This is a genomic window from Sporosarcina sp. 6E9, assembly GCF_017921835.1.
Lineage (GTDB): Bacteria > Bacillota > Bacilli > Bacillales_A > Planococcaceae > Sporosarcina.
In genome coordinates this window covers 168,309-189,943 of the sequence record NZ_JAGEMN010000004.1, presented here as the reverse complement: position 1 = coordinate 189,943, position 21,635 = coordinate 168,309, and the positions used below count along the sequence as shown (strand labels likewise).

The 21,635-nt window shown below is 40.1% G+C and carries 25 protein-coding genes; 15 read left to right on the top strand and 10 right to left on the bottom strand.

Annotated features, from left to right (window positions below):
- Positions 1–4 precede the first annotated feature (4 nt).
- The gene (trmL, locus tag J4G36_RS15390; RefSeq protein ID WP_210471285.1) at positions 5–478 is read left to right on the top strand and encodes a tRNA (uridine(34)/cytosine(34)/5-carboxymethylaminomethyluridine(34)-2'-O)-methyltransferase TrmL; all 474 of its coding nucleotides are present in this window, start codon (positions 5–7) and stop codon (positions 476–478) included.
- A 36-nt stretch (positions 479–514) separates the two neighbouring features.
- On the opposite strand, the gene J4G36_RS15385 is transcribed toward trmL, so the two are convergent.
- Together J4G36_RS15385 and J4G36_RS15380 are read right to left on the bottom strand one after the other, a co-directional pair.
- The gene (locus J4G36_RS15385; protein WP_210471311.1) at positions 515–667 is read right to left on the bottom strand and encodes a hypothetical protein; all 153 of its coding nucleotides are present in this window, start codon (positions 665–667) and stop codon (positions 515–517) included.
- An 81-nt stretch (positions 668–748) separates the two neighbouring features.
- Positions 749–2,050 (bottom strand): NCS2 family permease, encoded by a 1,302-nt coding sequence (locus J4G36_RS15380; RefSeq protein WP_210471284.1) that lies wholly within the window; start codon positions 2,048–2,050, stop codon positions 749–751.
- A 196-nt stretch (positions 2,051–2,246) separates the two neighbouring features.
- Here J4G36_RS15380 and J4G36_RS15375 point away from each other — a divergent pair, with 196 nt between their 5' ends.
- The gene (locus J4G36_RS15375; protein ID WP_210471310.1) at positions 2,247–3,026 is read left to right on the top strand and encodes an aldo/keto reductase; all 780 of its coding nucleotides are present in this window, start codon (positions 2,247–2,249) and stop codon (positions 3,024–3,026) included.
- Positions 3,027–3,068: 42 nt separating this feature from the next.
- Here the strand turns inward: J4G36_RS15375 and J4G36_RS15370 are convergent, their stop codons facing one another.
- From J4G36_RS15370 to J4G36_RS15350, 5 genes are all read right to left on the bottom strand, one after another.
- Entirely contained in the window at positions 3,069–3,905 is an 837-nt protein-coding gene (locus J4G36_RS15370) for an RluA family pseudouridine synthase (protein WP_210471283.1), read from the bottom strand.
- 24 nt (positions 3,906–3,929) lie between these two features.
- Positions 3,930–4,400 (bottom strand): thioredoxin family protein, encoded by a 471-nt coding sequence (locus J4G36_RS15365; protein ID WP_210471282.1) that lies wholly within the window; start codon positions 4,398–4,400, stop codon positions 3,930–3,932.
- Between the two features lies 1 nt (position 4,401).
- Entirely contained in the window at positions 4,402–4,827 is a 426-nt protein-coding gene (locus J4G36_RS15360) for a disulfide oxidoreductase (RefSeq protein ID WP_210471281.1), read from the bottom strand.
- 211 nt (positions 4,828–5,038) lie between these two features.
- A complete protein-coding gene (locus J4G36_RS15355) occupies positions 5,039–5,911 on the bottom strand; it encodes a cation diffusion facilitator family transporter (RefSeq protein WP_210471280.1) in 873 nt (290 codons plus the stop codon).
- Positions 5,912–5,967: 56 nt separating this feature from the next.
- On the bottom strand, positions 5,968–7,290 hold the full coding sequence (locus J4G36_RS15350) for a hemolysin family protein (protein ID WP_210471279.1): 1,323 nt from the start codon (positions 7,288–7,290) through the stop codon (positions 5,968–5,970).
- A 548-nt stretch (positions 7,291–7,838) separates the two neighbouring features.
- Here J4G36_RS15350 and J4G36_RS15345 point away from each other — a divergent pair.
- From J4G36_RS15345 to J4G36_RS15335, 3 genes are all read left to right on the top strand, one after another.
- Complete coding sequence (locus tag J4G36_RS15345) at positions 7,839–9,578, top strand: ABC transporter ATP-binding protein (RefSeq protein ID WP_210471309.1); 1,740 nt, start codon at positions 7,839–7,841, stop codon at positions 9,576–9,578.
- A 1-nt stretch (position 9,579) separates the two neighbouring features.
- The gene (locus tag J4G36_RS15340) at positions 9,580–11,331 is read left to right on the top strand and encodes an ABC transporter ATP-binding protein (protein ID WP_210471278.1); all 1,752 of its coding nucleotides are present in this window, start codon (positions 9,580–9,582) and stop codon (positions 11,329–11,331) included.
- Between the two features lie 122 nt (positions 11,332–11,453).
- Positions 11,454–12,713 (top strand): MFS transporter, encoded by a 1,260-nt coding sequence (locus J4G36_RS15335; RefSeq protein ID WP_210471277.1) that lies wholly within the window; start codon positions 11,454–11,456, stop codon positions 12,711–12,713.
- A 109-nt stretch (positions 12,714–12,822) separates the two neighbouring features.
- Here the strand turns inward: J4G36_RS15335 and J4G36_RS15330 are convergent, their stop codons facing one another.
- Positions 12,823–13,026: a YheE family protein gene (locus J4G36_RS15330; RefSeq protein WP_210471276.1), complete on the bottom strand. Its 204-nt coding sequence runs from the start codon at positions 13,024–13,026 to the stop codon at positions 12,823–12,825.
- Between the two features lie 52 nt (positions 13,027–13,078).
- On the opposite strand from J4G36_RS15330, the gene J4G36_RS15325 reads away from it, so the two are divergent.
- The 5 genes from J4G36_RS15325 to J4G36_RS15305 all read left to right on the top strand — a co-directional run bounded on the left by J4G36_RS15325 (position 13,079) and on the right by J4G36_RS15305 (position 17,603).
- Positions 13,079–13,486: a ferritin-like domain-containing protein gene (locus J4G36_RS15325; RefSeq protein ID WP_246880653.1), complete on the top strand. Its 408-nt coding sequence runs from the start codon at positions 13,079–13,081 to the stop codon at positions 13,484–13,486.
- A gap of 66 nt (positions 13,487–13,552) precedes the next feature.
- Complete coding sequence (locus J4G36_RS15320; RefSeq protein ID WP_368668791.1) at positions 13,553–14,710, top strand: DUF445 domain-containing protein; 1,158 nt, start codon at positions 13,553–13,555, stop codon at positions 14,708–14,710.
- A 12-nt stretch (positions 14,711–14,722) separates the two neighbouring features.
- Positions 14,723–15,070, top strand: coding sequence for a YlbF/YmcA family competence regulator (locus tag J4G36_RS15315; RefSeq protein WP_210471274.1), 348 nt, complete (start codon positions 14,723–14,725; stop codon positions 15,068–15,070).
- Between the two features lie 171 nt (positions 15,071–15,241).
- Positions 15,242–16,750 carry a coproporphyrinogen III oxidase gene (locus tag J4G36_RS15310; RefSeq protein ID WP_210471273.1) on the top strand — a complete coding sequence of 503 codons (1,509 nt, stop codon included), beginning with the start codon at positions 15,242–15,244 and terminating at the stop codon, positions 16,748–16,750.
- Between the two features lie 37 nt (positions 16,751–16,787).
- Positions 16,788–17,603, top strand: coding sequence for an enoyl-CoA hydratase (locus J4G36_RS15305; protein WP_246880652.1), 816 nt, complete (start codon positions 16,788–16,790; stop codon positions 17,601–17,603).
- A gap of 77 nt (positions 17,604–17,680) precedes the next feature.
- On the opposite strand, the gene mgsA is transcribed toward J4G36_RS15305, so the two are convergent.
- Together mgsA and J4G36_RS15295 are read right to left on the bottom strand one after the other, a co-directional pair.
- On the bottom strand, positions 17,681–18,085 hold the full coding sequence (gene mgsA, locus J4G36_RS15300) for a methylglyoxal synthase (RefSeq protein WP_210471272.1): 405 nt from the start codon (positions 18,083–18,085) through the stop codon (positions 17,681–17,683).
- A gap of 17 nt (positions 18,086–18,102) precedes the next feature.
- A complete protein-coding gene (locus J4G36_RS15295; protein WP_210471271.1) occupies positions 18,103–18,288 on the bottom strand; it encodes a YhzD family protein in 186 nt (61 codons plus the stop codon).
- 137 nt (positions 18,289–18,425) lie between these two features.
- On the opposite strand from J4G36_RS15295, the gene J4G36_RS15290 reads away from it, so the two are divergent.
- The 5 genes from J4G36_RS15290 (at position 18,426) to J4G36_RS15270 (ending at position 21,561) form a co-directional block, all read left to right on the top strand.
- A complete protein-coding gene (locus J4G36_RS15290; RefSeq protein ID WP_210471270.1) occupies positions 18,426–18,815 on the top strand; it encodes a hypothetical protein in 390 nt (129 codons plus the stop codon).
- A gap of 18 nt (positions 18,816–18,833) precedes the next feature.
- Positions 18,834–19,031: a helix-turn-helix transcriptional regulator gene (locus J4G36_RS15285; protein ID WP_210471306.1), complete on the top strand. Its 198-nt coding sequence runs from the start codon at positions 18,834–18,836 to the stop codon at positions 19,029–19,031.
- A gap of 2 nt (positions 19,032–19,033) precedes the next feature.
- Complete coding sequence (locus J4G36_RS15280; protein ID WP_210471269.1) at positions 19,034–19,345, top strand: DUF2178 domain-containing protein; 312 nt, start codon at positions 19,034–19,036, stop codon at positions 19,343–19,345.
- A 67-nt stretch (positions 19,346–19,412) separates the two neighbouring features.
- Positions 19,413–20,312, top strand: coding sequence for an ABC transporter ATP-binding protein (locus J4G36_RS15275; RefSeq protein WP_210471268.1), 900 nt, complete (start codon positions 19,413–19,415; stop codon positions 20,310–20,312).
- On the top strand, positions 20,305–21,561 hold the full coding sequence (locus J4G36_RS15270; protein WP_210471267.1) for an ABC transporter permease: 1,257 nt from the start codon (positions 20,305–20,307) through the stop codon (positions 21,559–21,561). The genes J4G36_RS15275 and J4G36_RS15270 overlap by 8 nt, the downstream gene beginning before the upstream one ends.
- Positions 21,562–21,635 lie beyond the last annotated feature (74 nt).

Below are 21,635 nucleotides of genomic sequence, written 5' to 3'. Positions count from 1 at the left end.
TGAAATGGCAATACATGTCGCATTATTTGAACCAGCAATCCCGGCAAATACGGGAAACATTGCAAGAACTTGCGCCGGAACCGGAGTTAAGCTTCATCTTATTAAACCACTTGGGTTTTCAACAGAAGATAAAATGTTGAAAAGAGCGGGGCTAGACTACTGGAGTCATGTTGATGTATCTTACCATGATGGAATTTATGAGATGTTTGATCAGTATCCAGAGGCACAATTTTACTTCATTACGAAGTTTGGAAAAAAGCCGTATACATCCTTTGATTACTCAGATACTTCAACGGATATATTCTTTGTGTTTGGCAAAGAAACGACGGGTCTACCTGATGAAATTATTAAAGAGAATGAGGAGCGCTGTCTTCGCATTCCAATGAATGATCATATTCGCGCACTAAATTTATCGAACACTGCAGCTATTTTAGTTTATGAAGCATTGCGTCAACAATCATTTCCAAATTTACATTAAAAAAATGGGACCGCCAATTTGGCGAGTCCCATTTGTTCATGTAGGCTGATGACCTTTTTTAGACTTTTGTTTCGTACCAGGCTTGTCCTCGTATCCGCCAGTAAGGATTGCAGATAGGAATGCAAAGCATACACCTAAAACAAGAATTAGATTCATTTGTTCGCCTAACCATGTAAAGAAAGTTTCCATTGAATGTACCTCCTGTTAAGTCAGTTTATTCTTCTTTAAGTATACCCTATATTAATGAAAATTCAAATCCCCAGTAAGTTATTAATGTGGCAAAAATAGTAACTGATACAAAAAGAGTACCGCAAAAATGTATAACAGGACTGGAACTTCTCTCCATTTACCTTTCACCACTTTTAGTAATGGATAAGAAATAAATCCGAGTGCAATCCCAGTGGCGATGCTCGATGTGAGCGGCATTGTTAAAATAATGAGAAACGCGGGAAATGCTTCGTCAAACGAATCCCAGTCAATTTCTTTCACAACGCCTATCATCAAGCTACCGACAATAATTAATGCAGGCGCGGTAATTGCTGATACGCCAGATAAAGTACTAACCAAAGGTCCGAAAAATGCTGCGACCATAAATAAAATCCCGACCGTTAATGTCGTCAACCCAGTTCGGCCACCTACAGCTACACCCGATGAGGATTCTATGTAAGCAGTTGTAGGACTAGTTCCGAACATAGCGCCAACAGATGATGCAACAGAGTCAGCGAGCAGGGCGTGGCGTGCACGCGGTAATGTGTTCCCTCTCATAAGTCCAGCTTGCTTGGCCACGCCAATCATTGTTCCAGTTGTATCAAACAGGGTAACAATTAAGAATGCGAACACGACACCGTATAGTCCGTGAGAGATGACATCGTTTAATGCAGTAGCGGGATTCCAAACAAGAATGCCTTGGGGCAATGATGGTACTTGCCACAAGCTGCTTTTGAACGCTAGTTGACCCGTAAAGACTGCTAAAACTCCTGTCAGAATCATACCAATAAAGATTGACCCATAAACATTCAATGTCATGAGGACGACAGTGACCAGAAGTCCAAACAATGCCAACAATACTGGGGGAGAAGTGAGGTCTCCTAATTGAACGAGGTTTGATTCGTGACTAGTGACAATCCCCGAAAGTTTTAAGCCAATAAAAGCAATGAATAGTCCAATACCAGCAGTGATTCCGTGCTTTAAGTTTTCAGGTATGGATTTAATCAGTTTTTCCCTGAAAGGTGTCAATGATAAAATAACGAATAAAATCCCGGCGATAAAAACCGCGGAGAATGCAGTCATGTAATCTAACTTTCCATCTGAAGCCAAGACAACAGAAGTGAAATAAGCATTCAAACCCATTCCAGGCGCAATCGCGATTGGGTAATTGGCGAACAGTGCCATCCAGAGTGTACCGACTGCCGACGCAATAATTGTCGCGAGAAACACTTGGTCGAAGGGGACGCCTGCATCAGCGAGTATTATCGGGTTAACTATGATTATATATGCCATGGTTAGAAAAGTTGTCATACCGGCAAGGATTTCAGTTTTTGCAGTTGTTTGTTGATCTTTTAAATGAAACATAATAATTCTCCTTTCAAAACACGAACGATTTTAAGTCCGTTATCAATAGTATTCGTTTTTTATCGTAATTTCAAGTGAAAATGTAATTCATAGTCAAAAAGATTTCTCGCTTGTATAATAAGGGCGTGTAAATAAAGGGGAGGGATATTTAGTGAGTATATATAAGGAAACGAAATTACTCGCAAATGGGATCGAAATGCCGCGAATGGGACTTGGTGTTTATAAGATGCAAAATCCCGAAGAAACGGTTGAAGCAATTCAGCATGCGCTGAAAACAGGGTACCGTGCAGTTGATACGGCAGCAGTTTATGGAAATGAAAAAGAAACTGGAGAAGCGATTCGCCATTCGGGTATTCCAAGAGAAGATTTATTCATAACCTCTAAAGTTTGGAATACAGATCAAGGATACGATGAAACATTGCGTGCATTTGAAGCTTCACTTGAAAGGTTGGAACTCGATTATTTGGATTTGTATTTAACGCATTGGCCAGTCAAAGAAAGCTATGTCGAGACGTATAAAGCGATTGAACGGTTATATGATGAAAAACTAATCCGTTCAACGGGTGTTTCGAATCATCATATCCACCATCTGGAAAAAGTTTTTGCAAAAGCGAATATTCGTCCGATGGTCAATCAAGTTGAAGTTCATCCAAGATTGTCACAAGAACCTTTACGACAATTTTGTGCTGAAAATAATATTGCGGTTACTTCTTGGTCGCCATTGGCAAGAGGCGGGGAATTGCTAGCTAATGGGTTGCTCAAGAGCATAGGAAGTAAATATGGAAAAACGTCTGCCCAAGTAATTATTCGTTGGCATTTACAAAATGATTTAATCGTTATACCTAAATCGGTCACACCGAAGCGGATTGATGAAAATATCAATGTTGCTGATTTTGTATTAACTGAAGAAGAGATGGAAAAAATTAATACACTAAACTTAAATGAGCGTGTTGGATCAAACCCGGAAGACTTTTAAAAATGAAAAATGCCTGGGAGAAAAAATTCTCCAGGCATTTTTTTATTGTTCAATCGTTACTTTTTCCATTGTAAATGGATGAATGAAAGATAATCCAGTAGCAGTTAGTCGGAACTCGCCGTCGGTTGTTCGACTACCGTCGTATAGCGTGTCTCCAACTACGGGATGTCCGAGATGGGCAAGATGAACACGAATTTGATGTGTGCGCCCAGTTTCAAGCTCTGCTTCCACGATTGTTGAATCTGGTTTACGCTCAATTACACGAAAATGTGTTACTGCTGATTGACCAGAAAGCGAAACAATACGTTTTGCAGGATGATGACGATCCCGTCCGATTGGAAGTTTAATGGTTCCTTTTGGTCTTTTTAGCTGACCGTCTACTTCCGCCTGATATTTTCGAACGATATCATTGCGTTCAATCATTCGATCAAAAAGAGCCTTTGCAATCGGATGCTTCGCGATGAGGAGTACCCCGGAAGTTCCTTTATCGAGGCGATGGATATGCTCTGCGTAATCTCCGCCCTGATTGGAAATGTACGCCATTACGAAGTTCATCAAAGTACCGCTTTGCCCCGGACCATCTGGGTGAGTCGTAATTCCAGCGGGTTTATTAACCGCAAGAATATGTTCATCTTCAAACAGGATCTGTAGTCCCTTTTCTTCTGGTAAGTAAGTTGAACGCGCATCGGGAACGGTGAAAGTCAATTCAGTACCTAAGGGAAGAGGCGTTCGCCAATCGATTGGTTCGCCATCAGTTCCAGTTACACTTTTAGCCATACGCATATGGTGCACTGTCTTTTTTCCGGCTTGCCATTGTTCACGTAGAAGATATTCAATCGTTGAACTTTCTTCAGTCGTTGTATATTTAAATGAACTCATTAAATTTCATCCTTCCAAAATAACTCACTCTGTTTCGTATTCAGTGAAAAATGCACGAATATTTTCTGCTGGTTGTCCTCCGACCATTCTTCCAACTTCTTTTCCATCTTTGAAGTGGATAAGCGTAGGTGTTGATTTGATGCCGTAAGATGAAGCTTGTGGACTGAATTCAAGTAAGTTGTACTGGTAAACAGTGACATCCATTTCTTTTGCGATTGGCATAAGAACAGGCGTCATTTCCATGCAGTACGGACATGTAGGACTGAAAAAGTAGGCTGTTACAGGTTCACCCGATTTAACTTTCTTGGCCAATTCATCAGGCAAGATAATATTATTATAGTTTTCGTTGCCAATTAGGTTAATGGTCGATGGATCTAATTTGTCCGTGCCGTATGGGTTATCTTTCAGTTTTGTTTCATTCGATTTGTTGGTTAGAACAACAATTAGAATAAAGATAGCGACGATAATGCCACCAATGACTAATAACTTTTTCAATTTATTTCGTCTCCTTTTGCCATTTCATCATGAAAAGGCTTGTGATTGCGATAAGTAAAAATGCAATTAGTGCGAGAAATGGAATTGTAATGAATCCCAAGTAATTGATGTATTGACCAGTACAGGGAACGAGCCCGCATGATGGTGCGCTATCGTTTAGGAATGCGAGTTTTTGAATTCCAAAATGATAGAGAGAAATACCTCCGCCGATAAACGCAAAAATTGCTGTTGTTAAGGCGATCTTAGCGTTTTTTTGGAAAAGGCCAATGCCTGCAATAAGTATGATGGGATACATCAAAATTCGTTGGTACCAGCAAAGTGTACAGGGTTCAAATCCGCGTATTTGAGAGAAATATAATGACCCTAAAGTGGCGACTAACGAAACGATTGTGATGAATATCAGCCCGTTTTCAAGCCGCTTCTGCATGTAACCAACTCCTACTAAAAATAATTGCTTCTTTGATTATAAGGTGAATACTGATGCAAGTAAATTATTCTTCACTGAAGCATGTTAGTTGTTAGTAAAGTGTGAAGAAGTTGTGTCGTTTTTTCATCCCATTTTTGACAATGAAAAACCGTGACATCTAATAGGACGTCACGGTTCATTCCAAAGTGACAGAAGTGGGAAGGGCGTCATGTCAATTTGTCAAATCAGGTTCAATATGAACGAGAATGACCGAATGTGGTTTCATAGCACCAATTTTCAGTTCGATTTCTTCAGTGATTCGGTGGCTTTGGATTACGTTTAGTGCTGGATTCACCGTTATCGTTAGGTCAATAAACATTAAATTACCGTGCATGCGACCTTTGAATTCTTTCAGTTTGACAACACCTTCCACTCGCAAAACAATTTCGGAAAGTTCTTCAACATCATCTTCATCAAACCCATCCGTCAGCGTATGGACACTTGGATAGAAAATTTTCCAAGCCGTGTAAATAACTAAAAGACCGATAATGAAAGCCGTTATAGAGTCGATGATTGGAAATCCAATCACAGCTCCGAGAATACCGACGGCGGTTCCAACACTGACAAGGGCATCTGAACGATTATCATATGCTGCGGCGCGAACTGCTTCACTGCTGATTCGTTTTGAAAGTTTTAAGTTGTATCGATAAACCAAATACATAACGATTGCACTTAAAATCGCGACGACTGCGGTCAGCATTGAAGGTGATCCTTTAACTGGACTGATGATTGATTTTCCAGCGCTAAGTAATATTTGAAATCCGACAAAAGCCATAATGAATGCAGCGACAAGAGATGCAACTGTTTCTGCACGCATATGACCATATTGGTGGTCGGCGTCTGGAGGTTTTTGGGCAATCCGTAAACCGACTAAAATTGCAATGGATGCGATAATATCGGTTGTGTTATTCAGGCCATCTGCTTTTAAAGCTTCTGAAGATCCGATATAACCAATAATTAGCTTTACAGCACTGAGTGAGAGGTATGTCCAAATACTAAGCCAAGCCCCTTTTTCGCCTTCTTTCAAATTCGAATAAAGTTCCAAATTGCACCCGCCTTCCGAATGAAAAAACGACCCCCTTACGGAGAGTCGCTCTTTTATTAGGATTCCGCCGATAGTTCAATGCTATCTACGGCTTCTTCCTCTTCGTGTTTCAAGACTTCTAAATACAGTATGTGATGTCCGTCCATATCTTTAACCATAAATTCGAAGCCTTGTTCAATGATTTTTTCACCTTTCATGGCTTCGAAGCGTTCAGTCATGAACCAACCGCCAATTGTATCGATGTCTTCCTCGTCTATTGAAATTCCAAGAATTCCATTTACCTCTTCAATGAGTAACTTCGCATCGAATATATAATGGTTTTCTCCGACGATTTGAACTTCAGGGACTTCATCTGTGTCGAACTCATCGCGAATATCACCGACGATTTCTTCTAGGATATCTTCAATAGTGACAAGCCCAGCTGTTCCACCGTATTCGTCCATAAGAATAGCCATATGGATTCGTTCACGTTGAATCTTCAACAGCAAATCGCCAATTGGAATCGTTTCAATGACGCTAATAATGGGCTGCATATGATTGACAACAGGTTGATTGCCTGCTGTAGGATCTTTAATATACTCGGTTAATAAGTTTTTCATATTTATAAGGCCGATAATATGGTCTTTATCACCATCTGTCACAGGATAGCGCGTATATTGTTCAACGCCTGACATATCAAATACTTGACTCAAGGTCATATCTTTTTCGATGGTCATCATTTCTGTTCGAGGGGCCATAATTTCTTTAGCTACACGATCATCAAATTCAAATATTTTATTTACATATTTATATTCCGCTTGGTTGATTTCGCCGCCTTTTAAACTATCGGATAAAATCAATCGCAACTCGTCTTCCGTATGTGCAACGTCTGATTCGGAAATCGATTTGAAGCCTAACAGCTTTAGAATAAAACGGGCAGATCCGTTCATACCCTTAATAACTGGATACATTATATGAAAAAACACGATGAGCGGCTTAGCAAATAATAGCGCTATTTCCTCCGCTTTTTGAATCGCAATCGTTTTGGGAGCCAATTCACCAACAACAACATGCAAAAATGTTACGAATGTAAAGGCGATGATGAAAGAAAGGATGCTTGCTACACTTGGTGTAGTATCAAAATAAGCGAAGGCTGGACTCAGCATTAATTTCACGGTCGGTTCGCCGAGCATCCCGAGACCGAGCGCAGTTATCGTTATCCCTAATTGACACGCGGATAAATATTCATCCAAATTACTGATTACTCTTTTAGCATTCATTGCTTTCGGGTGACCTTCAGCAACGAGCTGGTTTATTCGTGTCGTCCTTATCTTCACAATTGCAAATTCACTCGCAACGAAAAATGCGGTGAGGGCGATCAAGACAGCAAATGCTGTCAATCGTATGGCAATTTCCAAATAATTACTTCATTCCAAACCCAAATGGGGGGTAGAACGAAGTGTACACCTCCTGTAGTGGTAAAATCGTTAGTTAAGTCTATATTAAATTATTTAGAGGTAAAATACAATTGGATACGCTTGTTTACCTGTATAAACTAGGAAAATATTTAACTCATTTAATATTCGTTTGAACATACAATGAAATTATTGCGAAAATATTATCTTTAATTTCAAAAAGTATTGACATATTAGAATTGGAAGTGTTAATCTGAAATTATTCGAGAACTTTCGAAATCCGAAATAGAAAGATGGTGCGGACGATGAATAAAATAGACATTGTACAGAACGTTAATTTAATAGTATTTCCGTGCCTAGCCGACTTCTGTTAATTTTACTTTGATTAATTGAACGGAATGGCATATCTGTCGTTCCTTTATGATGAGCACGCGCTTACTCTAGGAGGCGTGTGCTCTTTTTGGTTTATCGAAAATTAATTATTCAGGAATTTGGTTGGCATAAAAGTAATGGGGAAGTGGGTTGACTTATTTATGTTTTCAGTTTTATTTAAATTGAAATGGTTTTTTAAAGAAAATCGAAAAAGATATACAGTCGCGCTAATTTTACTGATGATCACGAATGTGCTGGTCATTATTCCGCCTTGGCTTATCGGGGAAGCCATCGATTCTATTTATCAACAAACATTGACCTCAAAACTGTTAGGCGGATTCATCGGGGCGATGCTTCTGATTATGGGGCTGAATTATATCTGTAACTATGTTTGGCAATTCCAGTTATTCGGCGGCGCTTATGTGATTGAGCGGCAACTTCGTGGAAATTTAATGGGTCATTTTTTGAAAATGACGCCGACATTTTATGAGAAAAACAAAACTGGCGATTTAATGGCGAGGTCGACGAATGATCTTCGCGCGATTTCTGAAACAGCTGGTTTTGGAATTATGACGCTAGTCGATTCAACCGTCTACTTATTTACGTTGATTTTGACGATGGGTTTTCTTGTCTCTTGGAAATTGACATTGGCCGCGGTACTGCCACTTCCGATATTGGCATTTATTATGCAATATTTAGGAAAGAAAATTCATGAAAGATATATGGTCGCGCAAAAGTCGTTTGGTGATTTAAACGACAATGTTCTTGAAGCCGTAGCGGGTGTCCGCGTTGTGCGTGCATTTGTTCAAGAGCGCTCAAGTGAAAAGAAATTTGCGGATATGACGGAAGATGTATACCAAAAGAACATGCATGTAGAAAAAATAGATGCGCTGTTTATGCCGATTTCCAAAATATTAACTGGACTTACTTATATGATAGGACTTGGATACGGAGCCTACCTAGTTTCAGAGGGAGTTATGACGCTTGGCAATCTGGTTACGTTCAACGTTTATCTTTCCATGATTGTTTGGCCGATGTTCGCGATTGGCGAATTAATAAACGTCATGCAACGCGGGAATGCGTCACTCGACCGAGTAACCGAGACGCTTAATTATGAAGAAGACGTTAAAGATCCGGTAACACCGGTCGCTGTTTCGAATCCGGAAAGTATCGGATTCCGCGATGTTGTTTTTACGTATCCAACGTCCGAAACCGTTAACTTAGATCATATTCAGCTTCAATTAGAAAGCGGAAATACGCTCGGAATTGTAGGAAAGACCGGTAGCGGGAAGACGACGTTTGTTAAACAGCTGCTACGAGAATATCCTGCTGGATCCGGTGAAATTGCGTTTTCTGGTGTAGATTTGCAAGCACTGACTAAAAATCAGGTAAGAGATTGGATTGGGTATGTCCCGCAAGATCATGTTCTTTTTTCTAGATCGGTTCGAGAGAATATTTTGTTTGGCCGACCGGATGCAACGGAAAGGGATATTGCTGAGACGATTCGACTTTCCTATTTTGAAAAAGATTTGGAAATGCTTCCTGATGGATTGGATACATTGGTCGGGGAAAAAGGCGTTGCTTTATCTGGCGGACAGAAACAGCGGATTTCAATCGCCCGTGCACTTGTGAAAAATCCAGAAATTTTAATACTGGATGATTCGCTATCAGCGGTGGATGCCAAAACAGAAGCGAAAATCATTGAAAATATTCAGGCGGAACGAAAAGGGAAGACAACGATTATTACAACGCATCGTCTGTCCGCAATCCAACATGCAAATTGGATTATCGTGCTTGATGATGGGCGCATTGTTGAAGAAGGAACACATGAAGAGTTACTAGAACATGACGGCTGGTACAAAGAACAATTCGACCGCCAACAGATCGGGGAGGTTGAGTAATATGGGTACTGGTAAACGATTACTCCATTACGCACTTGACTATAAAAAGTTATTGTTCGCAGGGATTGTTCTTCTTGGATTTGCAGTAACAGCAGATTTAATGGGGCCGATGATTGCGAAGAAAATTATTGATGAACATATCGCTGGTGCAGTAGACGGGGGCATCGATTTTGCCCCGATAGCCAAATTATTAGCTGTCTTTTTTGGCCTTGCTGTCGTAACCGCGATATTGAGGTATTTCCAATATTTATTACTGCAAAACGCGGCCAATCGGGTCATTCAAAAAATGCGAAATGACTTATACGAGCATATTCAAACATTGCCAATTCGCTATTTCGATAACTTGCCTGCTGGGAAAGTTGTGGCGCGAATCACGAATGATACAGAAGCCATTCGAAATTTATATGTAACGGTACTGTCGCAATTTGCAATCAGCGGTATGTATATTACCGGTATCTTTGTGGCGTTATTTTATTTGGACCCGAAGATGGGTGCCATTACATTGTTCGTGCTGCCGATACTTTATATTTGGATGAAGGCTTACCGGAAATTTGCATCGAAAGTGAACCATATCATTCGAAGCAAAGTAAGTGATATGAATGCGATGATCAATGAATCCATAAACGGGATGACGATTATTCAAGCATTTCGCCGTGAAAAACAAATGGAAGAGGAATTTAAAGAACTCAATGATAAACATTTCCGCTACCAAAATAAATTATTGAAAGTGGAAGCTGCGACGTCATACAACTTAGTTGATGTCATTCGCTCCTTGACATTTGTGATATTTATCTGGTATTTCGGGGGTGCTTCATTATCAGCAGAAAGTGTCATTACAGTAGGGATGCTCTATGCATTTGTCGACTATATTACACGGCTTTTCAATCCGGTTACAGGCATCGTTAACCAATTCGCGCAGCTAGAACATTCACTTGTTGCGGCAGAACGCGTATTTCGGTTACTTGACCGGGAAGGGGAGCTGGTGAGTGATGAGAAGGTTGCTAGATATCGTGGGAATGTTCGTTTTGAAAAAGTTTGGTTTGCTTATAAGGAAGAAGAATATGTGTTGAAAGATATTTCTTTCGAAGCAAAACAAGGGGAGACCGTCGCGCTAGTCGGTCATACTGGATCGGGAAAAAGTTCCATTATGAACTTGCTGTTTCGGTTTTACGATGTTTCAAAAGGAACCATTTCAATTGATGGGATGAACATTGGTGAGATGCCGCGGCAGACTGTTCGTGATTATATGGGCATCGTTTTACAAGATCCTTATCTATTCAGCGGTACTGTGGAATCGAATATATCACTTGGAGATTCACGAATCACACGCGACAAAGTGCAGCAATCACTAGATGCGGTTGGCGGCGACCGACTCTTAAGGCATTTACCGAATGGGATTGATGAAGAAGTGGTTGAAAAAGGAAGCACGCTTTCTTCCGGACAACGTCAATTAATTTCGTTTGCCCGTGCGCTTGCATTCGATCCAGCGATTCTGATTTTAGATGAAGCAACGTCGAATATAGACACTGAAACGGAAGAGATTATTCAACACGCGATGGATGTTCTTAAAAAAGGTCGAACCACATTCATCATCGCGCATCGACTTTCAACGATTAAAAACGCTGACCGAATCTTAGTACTTGATCACGGGGAAATTATCGAAAGTGGAACGCATGAAGAACTTCTATCATTAGGTGGTCAGTATGCACAAATGTACAAATTGCAGGCGGGTACTTCGAATAAAGTAGGGTGAATAACAGAAAAGGGGATCAATCATATGGTTGATCCTTTTTTTGATTCAAATCTTATTGCTAAACTATTCTGGAAAGCGTATATTTAGAGTACCGAAGTATCATGCGCGAAAGTGGGAATTGTATGTGGAATTGGTTTGCGGATTGGAAGAAGAAAGTTTCCTCATTTAATAGAAACGTTAAGTTATTCATGCTTGCAAACGTGCTCATTTCAATTGGAATGGGTGTTTTTATGGTTATGTATAATCTTTATATCAAAGAGCTCGGAATGCCAGAGACGATAAACGGTAAAGTAATCTCGATGACGGCGCTTGCTTCTGCAATTATGCTTATTCCCGCTGGATTTCTAAGCGATAAATTCGGGCGCAAGTGGATGATTATCGGCGGGGCAGTGTTTGGCGCGATGACGTTGTTTTATCGTAGTATGACTGTTTTAGAAACGCCGATTATTTATGCCGCCTTTTTAACAGGTATTTTTATGGCATTCGTTCAGGTTTCTGGTGTTCCGTTTCTTGCAGAAAACACAGAACCAAAAGAACGTGTTCATATGTTTAGTATGCATTTTGCATTAATGACACTCGCGAATGTCATTGGAAGTTTATTTGGCGGCGTCTTATCGGATGTTCTTCAAGTCACCTTTTCGCTTGGCGCAGTAGAATCAATCCGCTGGGCTTTACTAATCGGTGCAGTCACTTTCACGATTGGGCTTATCCCGCTATTTAAACTGCAAAATAAGAAATCAGTGCCTGTTGTCGTTAAAGAAGTCTTTGAGGAACAAAAACTTAAGATTGACGATAGTTTAAAAAGAAATCTTATTCTCATTTTCCATTTCTCATTTGCAAGCCTGCTTATCGGACTTGGATCTGGATTAGTGATTCCGTATTTGAACTTGTACTTCGCAAATCGTTTTGATGCATCCAATTCATTTATTGGCTTGATTTTGTCTTTGGGATCTGGAATGACAGCGGTCGCCATGCTTATCGGACCAGTATTAGTGAAGAAAGTCGGGAAAGTGAGAGCGTTAATATTATTCCAAATCGTATCCATCCCATTTTTGATATTAACAGCTTATACAACATCGCTTCTGCTCGCATCTATTGGATTTTTGGCAAGACAGGCGCTGATGAATGCGGGGAATCCGATACAAAGCGCAGTCGCAATGGAAATTGTAGCGGACAAATATAAAGGGCTTGCCAATTCCATCAATCAAACCGTTTTCCAGCTAGGATGGGCTACCATGGGACCAATCGCAGCAGGGCTTGTCATTTCGTTTGGTTCTTACTGGGGCTATGCGTACGCATTTACGATAACTGGTGTCTTGTATGTGGTTTCGTCAACGTATTATTACTTTATTTTTGGGAGAAGGAAGTTATCGAAGGAATGAACCAATTCAAACACCGGGTATACTTTAATAAAAGAGGTGTTAGAAATGGGTAGGGCGTTAAAGGGGCCAAATAGTCAATAGTTTGGTCCCTTCTTTTTTGTACCTTCCTCTAGTCATATACATGAAAAGTCATTAATTCGTGAATCATTTTCTTAATGTTTTCTTCTTCAGGCGGTGTTTCACCGAGCCATTTAATAGTGCCATCCGGTAAATATTCGCCGGTATACCTGACACTCTTAGAGAAGAAAGCGAATGTCCAGCCCGGTATTTGCGTGTTTTCGAACATTGGTTTATAGCTAAAGTGTTGTAGCATTATAGTGCCCCTCTCATAAGACAGAACCGTATCGCATAAAATTGAAAAAAACATGCGAAAGGATGCTGACTTGTTTATTGATAAATTAAAGCAGTCCATCGAGGACGAATTCAAAGATTACCACTTTTATAGATCGATGTATCAATTGACAGATGATCCGCTGTGGCGAGATTTCATCAAACATGCGTATGAAGATGAAAAAAGTCATTATGAAATGTTTCAACAACTCTATTATATGCTTACGGGGAGATTTGTACAAAACCCTAAGAAAAAGTTACCATGTTATAATTTAAAAGATTGTGCTAAACAAGCGCTTCTAGGCGAATTGGAAGGCGTGGAAACGTATAAGTTGATGTTGTTATCGATTCCAATCCAACAAGCGTATAATCCGATATTCATAGCATTGAATGATGAAATGGAACATGCGATTCGATTTTCAACGATGTACAACGCTTTATAATAAAGCGACAAATTTTTCCGTTTGCTTTTCATCTGTTATAATTATGGCGTAACGAAACGGAAAAAGGTGAAGAGATTGGATTTTTTATGGATATTATTATTTATGGCATTCATCGGAGCGCTAATTGGTGGATTTACAAACCATTTAGCGATTAAAATGCTATTTAGACCACATGAGGCAAAGTATATTGGCTCTTGGCGGGTACCCTTTACACCAGGGCTAATTCCGAAGCGACGAGATGAGTTGGCAAAGCAGTTTGGGAAAACGGTTACGAACTATCTATTGACGCCGGAAACGTTTAAAAAGAAATTGTTAACGCCTGATATGGAAGAAAAGGCGGAAAAGTTTCTTCAACAAAAACTTGAGGAACATGTTTTGCATTCGGACAAAACATTGAATGACTGGTTGGAAGTGGCAGGTGCTACCGCTGTTTCGGAAAAAGTCGAACGAAAAGTTGTTGAGTTAGTCGATGACCGACTTCTATTAGTTCGTACCAAACTGACAACAGGGGCAGTTGAAGACTTACTTCCGGAAAAATGGCGATTAGAAGCAGAAGAGCGGATTCCACAAATAACGACTTATATTTTGAAACAATCAGAGCAATATTTCGAGTCTGATGAAGGAAAAGCCATGTTTCGTAAGTTAATCGATGATTTTCTCGCATCGAAAGGGACACTCGGAAGCATGGTGAATATGTTTTTCGGGGAATCCGAATCACTTGTTGGCAAAGTGCAACGTGAAGCGTTAAAATTCATTGCAGCGCCAGGCACTTATGATCTTGTTAATACGATTATTTTAAATGAATGGGAAAAACTGCAAAAACGTCCAGCGAATGAACTGCTCGCCGGTTTTGATTGGGACGGACTATTTGGTTCGATTAAGGGCTATGTGCAAAAAGAATTGGCGATTGAGTCCCGCCTGGATAAAACTTTACAGGATTATTGGCCCGCGGGAGCGAATTGGACCGCTAATCATATTACACCGACTTTAATTCAATTCGCTTTTGAACAAGTTGATAAACAATTAGAAAAATCGCTCCGCAAATTAAAAATAGATGATATGGTTAAAGAGCAAGTCGATTCATTTCCAGTGGAAGTGTTGGAAGACCTTGTACTAGGCATTTCAAGACGTGAATTCAAAATGATCACAGTTCTAGGTGCAGTGTTAGGCGGCGCGATTGGAATTGTACAAGGCTTAATCGTATTTGCAACAAATCTTACTTAGGAGGAAATATACATGACTGTAAATATTTACGATGATTTAAACAAATTGGAAGCAACATTTAGACAAACGACAGAGTTTTCAGAGGTTCAACAAGCGGTTGGAGTCGTTAAAGCGGACGAAGAGGCGTTGGCATTGTTCAAAAACTTCCGTAAAATTCAACTGGATCTTCAAGAAAAACAAATGGCTGGGGAAGAAGTAGAAGCGGATGAACTTGAATACGCACAGAAAACGGCACAGCTTGCTCAGTCAAACGAAAAAATTATGGCGATGTTAGAGGCGGAAATGAAGTTAAGCGGATTAATCGAAGAAGTTAACCGTGTGCTTATGAAACCTGTTCAAGAAATATATGAATCAATCTAAAGTAAAACCGGTAGAACGGTTTTGATGTTTAAACCGACATGAGTCAGTTTTTTATTTTTCAAACTGACTCATGTCGGTTTTTATTTTTGTCTTTTATCTTAAAGAATACGTGCATTCCAACGTGCAGAACGCTAGAATTAAGAATTAGAAAATAGAAAGTTGGGAAATGCTATGCAAAAAATTAAAATTGAAAATACATTTGCACAGGACTGGATTCGTATGTTTGCTCATCTTGCGAATCTCTTCTTTGAACAATGCGAAATTATTACCGAAGATGTGGAAAATGCGAGCCAGGTGGATTTCATCCTTACAGAACTCGAAGGGAATAAAATTTCTGGAAAAGCGATTTTGACTTATGAAGGGAAAAAATTTGAGGCCACATTTTCAGAAATTGAAGCAGATGGTGATGCGAAGGTTAAATCTCGTCAATTAAAGAGAATTTATTCGCATGTATTTTTAGAGGTTTTAGAACAAGCAACTGGAATGAAACAATCATGGGGAATTTTAACGGGCATCCGACCGATGAAGTTATATCATAAGTATCGTCGGGAAGGACTTAGTTCTGAAGAAGCCGTTGAAAAAATCATGAAAAACTATCGCGTTTCTCGTGAAAAAGGAGAACTGTTAGCAAAAATTGCAGCCATCCAACTGCGTTCAGTTCCTGATTTATATGATTTGAAAGAAGAAGTGAGTATTTACATTGGGATTCCTTTCTGTCCAACAAAATGTGCTTATTGCACGTTTCCCGCCTATGCGATACGGCGAAAAAGCGGTCGCGTTGAATCGTTTTTGGATGGCTTACACGAAGAAATTCGTGAAATGGGTAAATGGCTAACAGAAAAAGATATGAAAATCACAACGATTTATTTCGGTGGCGGTACACCAACTTCAATCGAAGCGGAAGAGATGGACGAACTGTATAAGACGATGTACGAGTCATTTCCGAATATGGAATCCGTTAGAGAAATTACGGTAGAAGCGGGTCGACCGGATACCATTACGCCAGCGAAAATTGATGTGCTAAAAAAATGGGGCATAGATCGAATTAGCGTTAATCCTCAATCGTATACGGATGAAACTTTGAAAGCGATTGGTCGCCATCACACCGTTCAAGAAACAGTGGATAAGTTTTGGTTGTCGCGAAATATGGGCATGAAAAATATTAATATGGACTTGATTATCGGATTGCCTAATGAAGGCATGGCGGAGTTCGAACACTCACTTGCGGAAACAGAAAAAATGCAACCTGAATCATTAACAATCCATACATTATCTTTCAAGCGGGCATCTGAAATGTCTCAAAACCGAAACAAGTATAAAGTGGCGGACCGGAAAACAGTGGAACAAATGATGAAGCGCGGGGAACAATGGAACGCGGAAAATGGCTATGACCCGTATTATTTATATCGCCAAAAAAATATATTAGGTAACCTAGAAAACGTTGGCTATGCGAAACCAGGGGAAGAAAGCATATATAATATCGTCATTATGGAAGAAGTACAAACGATTATTGGCGTTGGATGCGGGGCCTCAAGCAAGTTTATCAACCGTGACACAGGGCATATTAAACAGTTTTATAACCCGAAAGATCCGGCGGCGTATATATTAACGTATGAAGAATCAATCGAGAAGAAATTGGCATTTCTTGACGGCATATTTCCCGAAACTGTCAAAAAATAAAGGACTTTCAATGAAAGAGTCGAATAACATTAAGTGAATGGTTATTCATTTCATTGAAAGAGGTGCAGTTATTTTGTATAAAACAGTAGAATTAATCACAGAGGGGCGTCTTGCCCGTCTAACATTGAACAGACCAGCATCCATGAACGCAATGGACGGGGTCATGATGAAAGAACTTGCAGATGTGTTCGAGTCATTGAAAAAAGACGTGACAGTGCAAGTGTTGGTTATTAACGGTGAAGGGCGTGCATTTTCTGCGGGTGGAGATATTAAAGCGATGCTTGATCCAGATAACCCGATGGAAATCGGGGATATCATGGGGGATGTTTCCCGACTTGCTTACGCCCTATACACATTGCCACAAATCACAATTGCAGTTGTTCACGGTGCGGCAGCGGGGCTAGGGTTAAGCGTCGTCCTTGGCTGTGATTACATAATCGCGGAGGAAGAAGCAAAAATCGCGATGAATTTTATCGGCATCGGATTAGTGCCAGACGGAGCAGGCCATTTCTTCTTGAAAGAGCGTGTCGGCGTTCCAAAAGCGAAAAATCTTATTTGGACGGGGCAAGTGCTGAATGGACAAGTGGCTCATAGTCAAGGACTAATTGATGAGGTAGTTGCTGAAGGAAAAGCGGCCGAGCACGGGGAAGCATTGGCCAATAAGTTGCTTGCTTCGCCGATCGCTTCAATGATCGCGACTAAGAAAATCTTGCATGAACAAAAAACGAAAGAACTTGAACGCGTTTTGGAAATGGAAAGCGAAGCGCAACAAGCGATGCGAAATACGGAAGATCACTTGGAAGGTATTCAGGCGTTCGTGGAAAAACGGAAGCCGATTTTCAAGGGGAAGTAATAAATATTTTGCAATAAATCAACAGAAAAAATGCCAAGCATCCACTTAATGACTTATTAAGTAGTGCTTGGCATTTTCTATTTATATTTAGCCGCTGTTTCGCGCCATGAAAAATATCCTTTTTCTATGGCGCGTATTAATAGTTCAGCTGTAGCGCTATTGGTTGCGAGCGGGATGCCGTAAACATCGCAAAGTCTCAGCAATGCACTTACATCTGGCTCATGAGGCTGTGCAGTTAGCGGGTCGCGGAAGAAAATGATTAAATCTAACTCGCCTGTCGCGATCATGGCACCGATTTGTTGGTCGCCGCCCAATGGTCCAGACATGAGTCTATTGATTGTCAGATTCGTTTCATCCATGATTCTTTTCCCAGTAGTACCCGTTGCGTATAATTGATATTCAGAAAAAATCGGTTCATAAGCAATTGTAAAGTTAACCATTTCATCTTTCTTTTCATCATGGGCGATTAACGCGATTTTCATATTGTACACCTCTTTTTTTATGAATGAAATAATAGTAATTTCCCTGAAGGCGAAGCCAACCGATGTGTTGTTTCGAGTAGTTCTTTACCTTCGAGTATGATTTGTCCTTTTTCTATCGCATCCTCATCCGTTGCCGCCAATAACGACTCGTCTATAATGACATTGCCTTTTGATTCATATGCCGTCAATTTATATGTTTTCATCTAAATCCCCTCCATATGTATATTGTTTAGTATACTACGAAAGTTCAAAAAAAGGAATTTGTAAAGGGTGCTTGACATATAGTGTATAAGTAAAGTATCCTTTACGTAAAGCTTGCTTTACCCAAGGAGGATAAACCATGACGTCAACAATTAAATCAATGCAAACAGCGTTTATTGTATTGGGTTCATTATTCTTACTGTTCTCAATCATATTTTCAACTGCAACAATATCCATTGGGATTTTCCCTGTTGGGCATGAGTTGATTATGTTATCGGTTAGTATCATGGCATTTTGTAACGCGTATTTATATCCGCAATTTAAATCGAATGACGAACGTTCAAGGTCGATTCGGGAAAAGGGGATGTTTTATAGTTACTTCGTTCTAGTGGGGTATTTAGTTGTATTTATGACGCTATTTCAATTTAACCTCCTCAATTTGGATGGTTATCAAATGGTATGTGTAATTGCTGCATTGTTAATTAGTACTGTTTTTATTTCAATGGTTGTCATATCCAAAAGAATATAATGAAGGGGGAGTATCAAACTGAAAAACTTGATCAAGGAAAAGCGAACAACGCTTGGCTTGACGCAAGATGAGCTCGCGGAAAGATTAGAAGTATCACGACAAACGATTATCTCCCTGGAAAGGGGAAGGTATAACCCGTCACTTGTCTTGGCGTTTAAAATTGCGAAGTTATTTGATTGTTTGATTGAAGATGTATTCACACCGGAGGAGGAATGAGTATGTACGAAGGGTTTGAGATTTGGTCATTTCTTGTTGGTCTGCCACTTGCTATTGTCATAGCAACAATTCTAACATTTTACGCTTGGAGAAAAGGGAAGAAACAAAGTCTTTATGATGAGCGGTACACAAAAATTCACCAACATGCCCGATCAATTTCTTGGTTTGTCACAACGGCTTCGATACTCATTTTGTGGGGAATCATTATCATTTTTGAAGGGCCGGGACTTACCTTTTTTCTGATTTCTGGAATGTGGGTTGTTCACATATCTTCATATGCGATTGGCGCAATAATTGCCACGCGTAAAAACTAAACGATATGAAACTTCAGGGGACTAGATTCGTATAGTAAAAAAGGGAATAGAGGAAAGGGGTATTAAAATGGCTTTACATCTCGAACATGTAACGAAAAGATTTGGTGATTTCACCGCAGTTAATGATTTATCATTATCGGTCGGGGATGGCACAATGTATGGATTTCTCGGTGCAAATGGAGCTGGAAAAACGACAACTTTCAGAATGATTTTAGGGTTGTTGAACGCAAACGAAGGCCGAATTACTTGGAATAATAATTCCATTAACTACAAAACTAGTCCTGAAATTGGCTATTTACCGGAAGAACGCGGGTTATATCCCAAGATGAAAGTAGAGGAGCAACTCATTTTTCTTGGGCAATTGCGCGGATTGAATAAATCTGATGCAAAAGTGGGTTTGAACAAATGGCTTGATCGTATGGAAATTCCCCATTATGCAAATAAAAAAGTGGAGGAACTCTCCAAAGGAAATCAACAAAAAATCCAGGTCATCGCATCTCTTCTTCATAATCCCAAACTATTAATACTAGATGAACCATTCTCGGGACTTGACCCAGTGAACGTTGAATTATTGAAAGAGGCGATTATCGAGTTTCGTAATAGTGGTGCAACGATCATTTTCTCGAGTCACCGTATGGATCATGTTGAGGAACTGTGTGAGGAATTAAGTATTATCCATCATGGCAAGCAAATTGTCAGTGGAACGCTTCGAGAGGTGAAGCAGTCATTTGGAAAGCAGAATGTCCGTATTCATTCGGACAATGATCTATCGAAGCTAGATACGATTTCTGGCGTGACATCAGTGAGCAGATCGATTGAAGGCGCACTTTACCAGGTGGAATCGGAGCAGATTGCCAATAAGTTATTAACGGCAGCGTTGGAATCAGGTCCCATCCGTCATTTCGCAATTGAAGAACCATCTCTTCAAGACATATTTATCGCAAAGGTGGGGAAAGCACATGCGTGAATTCCTAATTGTCTTTAAACAAGCATTTATGACGAAACTAAAGACCAAATCATTTATTATCACAACGGCTTTTATGATTGCGGCTGTATTTTTATTTGCCAATATGACAACAATCATTGATACCGTGACAGACTTGACTGGTGGCGGTGAAGATAAACTCTATGTTGTTGATGAAAGCGGTGAACTAAGTGCTTCCCTGATGGAAAAGTTGGAGGCTACGAATAGTGGAATTGTCGTTAAAACCACGACCGAATCAGAAAAAGAATTAACTGAAAAAGTTTCGAGTGAAGAAATCGATTCGTTCCTGATCATCGGATTGGATGCAGAAAACACAATCCAAGCTGATTACACATCAATGAGTGCACTCGATTTTGGTCGTTCTGCGACGATTATGGAAGCGTTGCAATCAATACAATCGGAATTGAAAGCAGAACAGTTACTGCTTTCGGGAGAGCAACTTCAAACATTATTTTCGCCGATTCAGTTTGAGCAGCATTCCGTTTCGACCACAACAAAGTCCGAGGAAGAGTTAAGTGAGGCACGCGGACTTGTTTATATACTGGTCTTCCTCATCTACTTTACGGTTATTTTTTATTCAAACATGATTGCAACAGAAGTCGCGACGGAGAAATCGTCCCGTGTAATGGAAATTCTGATATCAAGTATATCGCCTGTTAAGCATATGTTTGCCAAAGTATTGGGAATCGGATCACTTGGTCTAGTTCAAATGATGCTATTGGGAATTGCAGGATTCACAGCGGTGAAAACATCAGCCTCTAATATGGGGGATGGAGTTTCTTCATTCTTTGGATTTTCAAATTTAAGTGTCTCGACTATCGTTTTCGCGATTATTTTCTTTTTACTAGGCTATTTCTTATATGCCACGGTCGCAGCGCTGTTAGGTTCACTCGTTAGCCGAACCGAAGACGTACAACAAGCGATTATGCCGATTATGATTTTAGTCATTTTAGCGTTCATGATTGCAATGCCTGGACTCACAAATCCAGAACTTGGTTTTCTGAAATATGCATCCTATGTACCCTTTTTCGCACCGCTCGTCATGTTTTTACGCGTGGGGATGTTGGATTTACCACTATGGGAACCGTTACTATCCATTGCCATTATGCTCGTGACAATTTTAATATTAGGTGTTTTCGGTGCGCGTGTTTACCGGGGCGGCGTACTCATGTATGGGCCTTCACGTTCATTGAAAGATATCAAGAAAGCGATTCAGTTAGGAAAAGAATAATAGACGAAAATAAGACTTCCCAAAACTTCGCGAAGTCTTATTTTTTATGGTAAAATAGGAACAAGTATTCGTTT

Coding starts and splice junctions, on each gene's coding strand:
- trmL (WP_210471285.1), top strand. CDS start 5: ATGGCAATACATGTCGCATTATTTGAACCAGCAATCCCGGCAAATACG.
- J4G36_RS15385 (WP_210471311.1), bottom strand. CDS start 667: ATGGAAACTTTCTTTACATGGTTAGGCGAACAAATGAATCTAATTCTT.
- J4G36_RS15380 (WP_210471284.1), bottom strand. CDS start 2,050: ATGTTTCATTTAAAAGATCAACAAACAACTGCAAAAACTGAAATCCTT.
- J4G36_RS15375 (WP_210471310.1), top strand. CDS start 2,247: ATGCCGCGAATGGGACTTGGTGTTTATAAGATGCAAAATCCCGAAGAA.
- J4G36_RS15370 (WP_210471283.1), bottom strand. CDS start 3,905: ATGAGTTCATTTAAATATACAACGACTGAAGAAAGTTCAACGATTGAA.
- J4G36_RS15360 (WP_210471281.1), bottom strand. CDS start 4,827: ATGCAGAAGCGGCTTGAAAACGGGCTGATATTCATCACAATCGTTTCG.
- J4G36_RS15345 (WP_210471309.1), top strand. CDS start 7,839: ATGTTTTCAGTTTTATTTAAATTGAAATGGTTTTTTAAAGAAAATCGA.
- J4G36_RS15340 (WP_210471278.1), top strand. CDS start 9,580: ATGGGTACTGGTAAACGATTACTCCATTACGCACTTGACTATAAAAAG.
- J4G36_RS15335 (WP_210471277.1), top strand. CDS start 11,454: ATGTGGAATTGGTTTGCGGATTGGAAGAAGAAAGTTTCCTCATTTAAT.
- J4G36_RS15330 (WP_210471276.1), bottom strand. CDS start 13,026: ATGCTACAACACTTTAGCTATAAACCAATGTTCGAAAACACGCAAATA.
- J4G36_RS15325 (WP_246880653.1), top strand. CDS start 13,079: ATGCGAAAGGATGCTGACTTGTTTATTGATAAATTAAAGCAGTCCATC.
- J4G36_RS15315 (WP_210471274.1), top strand. CDS start 14,723: ATGACTGTAAATATTTACGATGATTTAAACAAATTGGAAGCAACATTT.
- J4G36_RS15310 (WP_210471273.1), top strand. CDS start 15,242: ATGCAAAAAATTAAAATTGAAAATACATTTGCACAGGACTGGATTCGT.
- J4G36_RS15305 (WP_246880652.1), top strand. CDS start 16,788: ATGGTTATTCATTTCATTGAAAGAGGTGCAGTTATTTTGTATAAAACA.
- mgsA (WP_210471272.1), bottom strand. CDS start 18,085: ATGAAAATCGCGTTAATCGCCCATGATGAAAAGAAAGATGAAATGGTT.
- J4G36_RS15295 (WP_210471271.1), bottom strand. CDS start 18,288: ATGAAAACATATAAATTGACGGCATATGAATCAAAAGGCAATGTCATT.
- J4G36_RS15290 (WP_210471270.1), top strand. CDS start 18,426: ATGACGTCAACAATTAAATCAATGCAAACAGCGTTTATTGTATTGGGT.
- J4G36_RS15280 (WP_210471269.1), top strand. CDS start 19,034: ATGTACGAAGGGTTTGAGATTTGGTCATTTCTTGTTGGTCTGCCACTT.
- J4G36_RS15275 (WP_210471268.1), top strand. CDS start 19,413: ATGGCTTTACATCTCGAACATGTAACGAAAAGATTTGGTGATTTCACC.
- J4G36_RS15270 (WP_210471267.1), top strand. CDS start 20,305: ATGCGTGAATTCCTAATTGTCTTTAAACAAGCATTTATGACGAAACTA.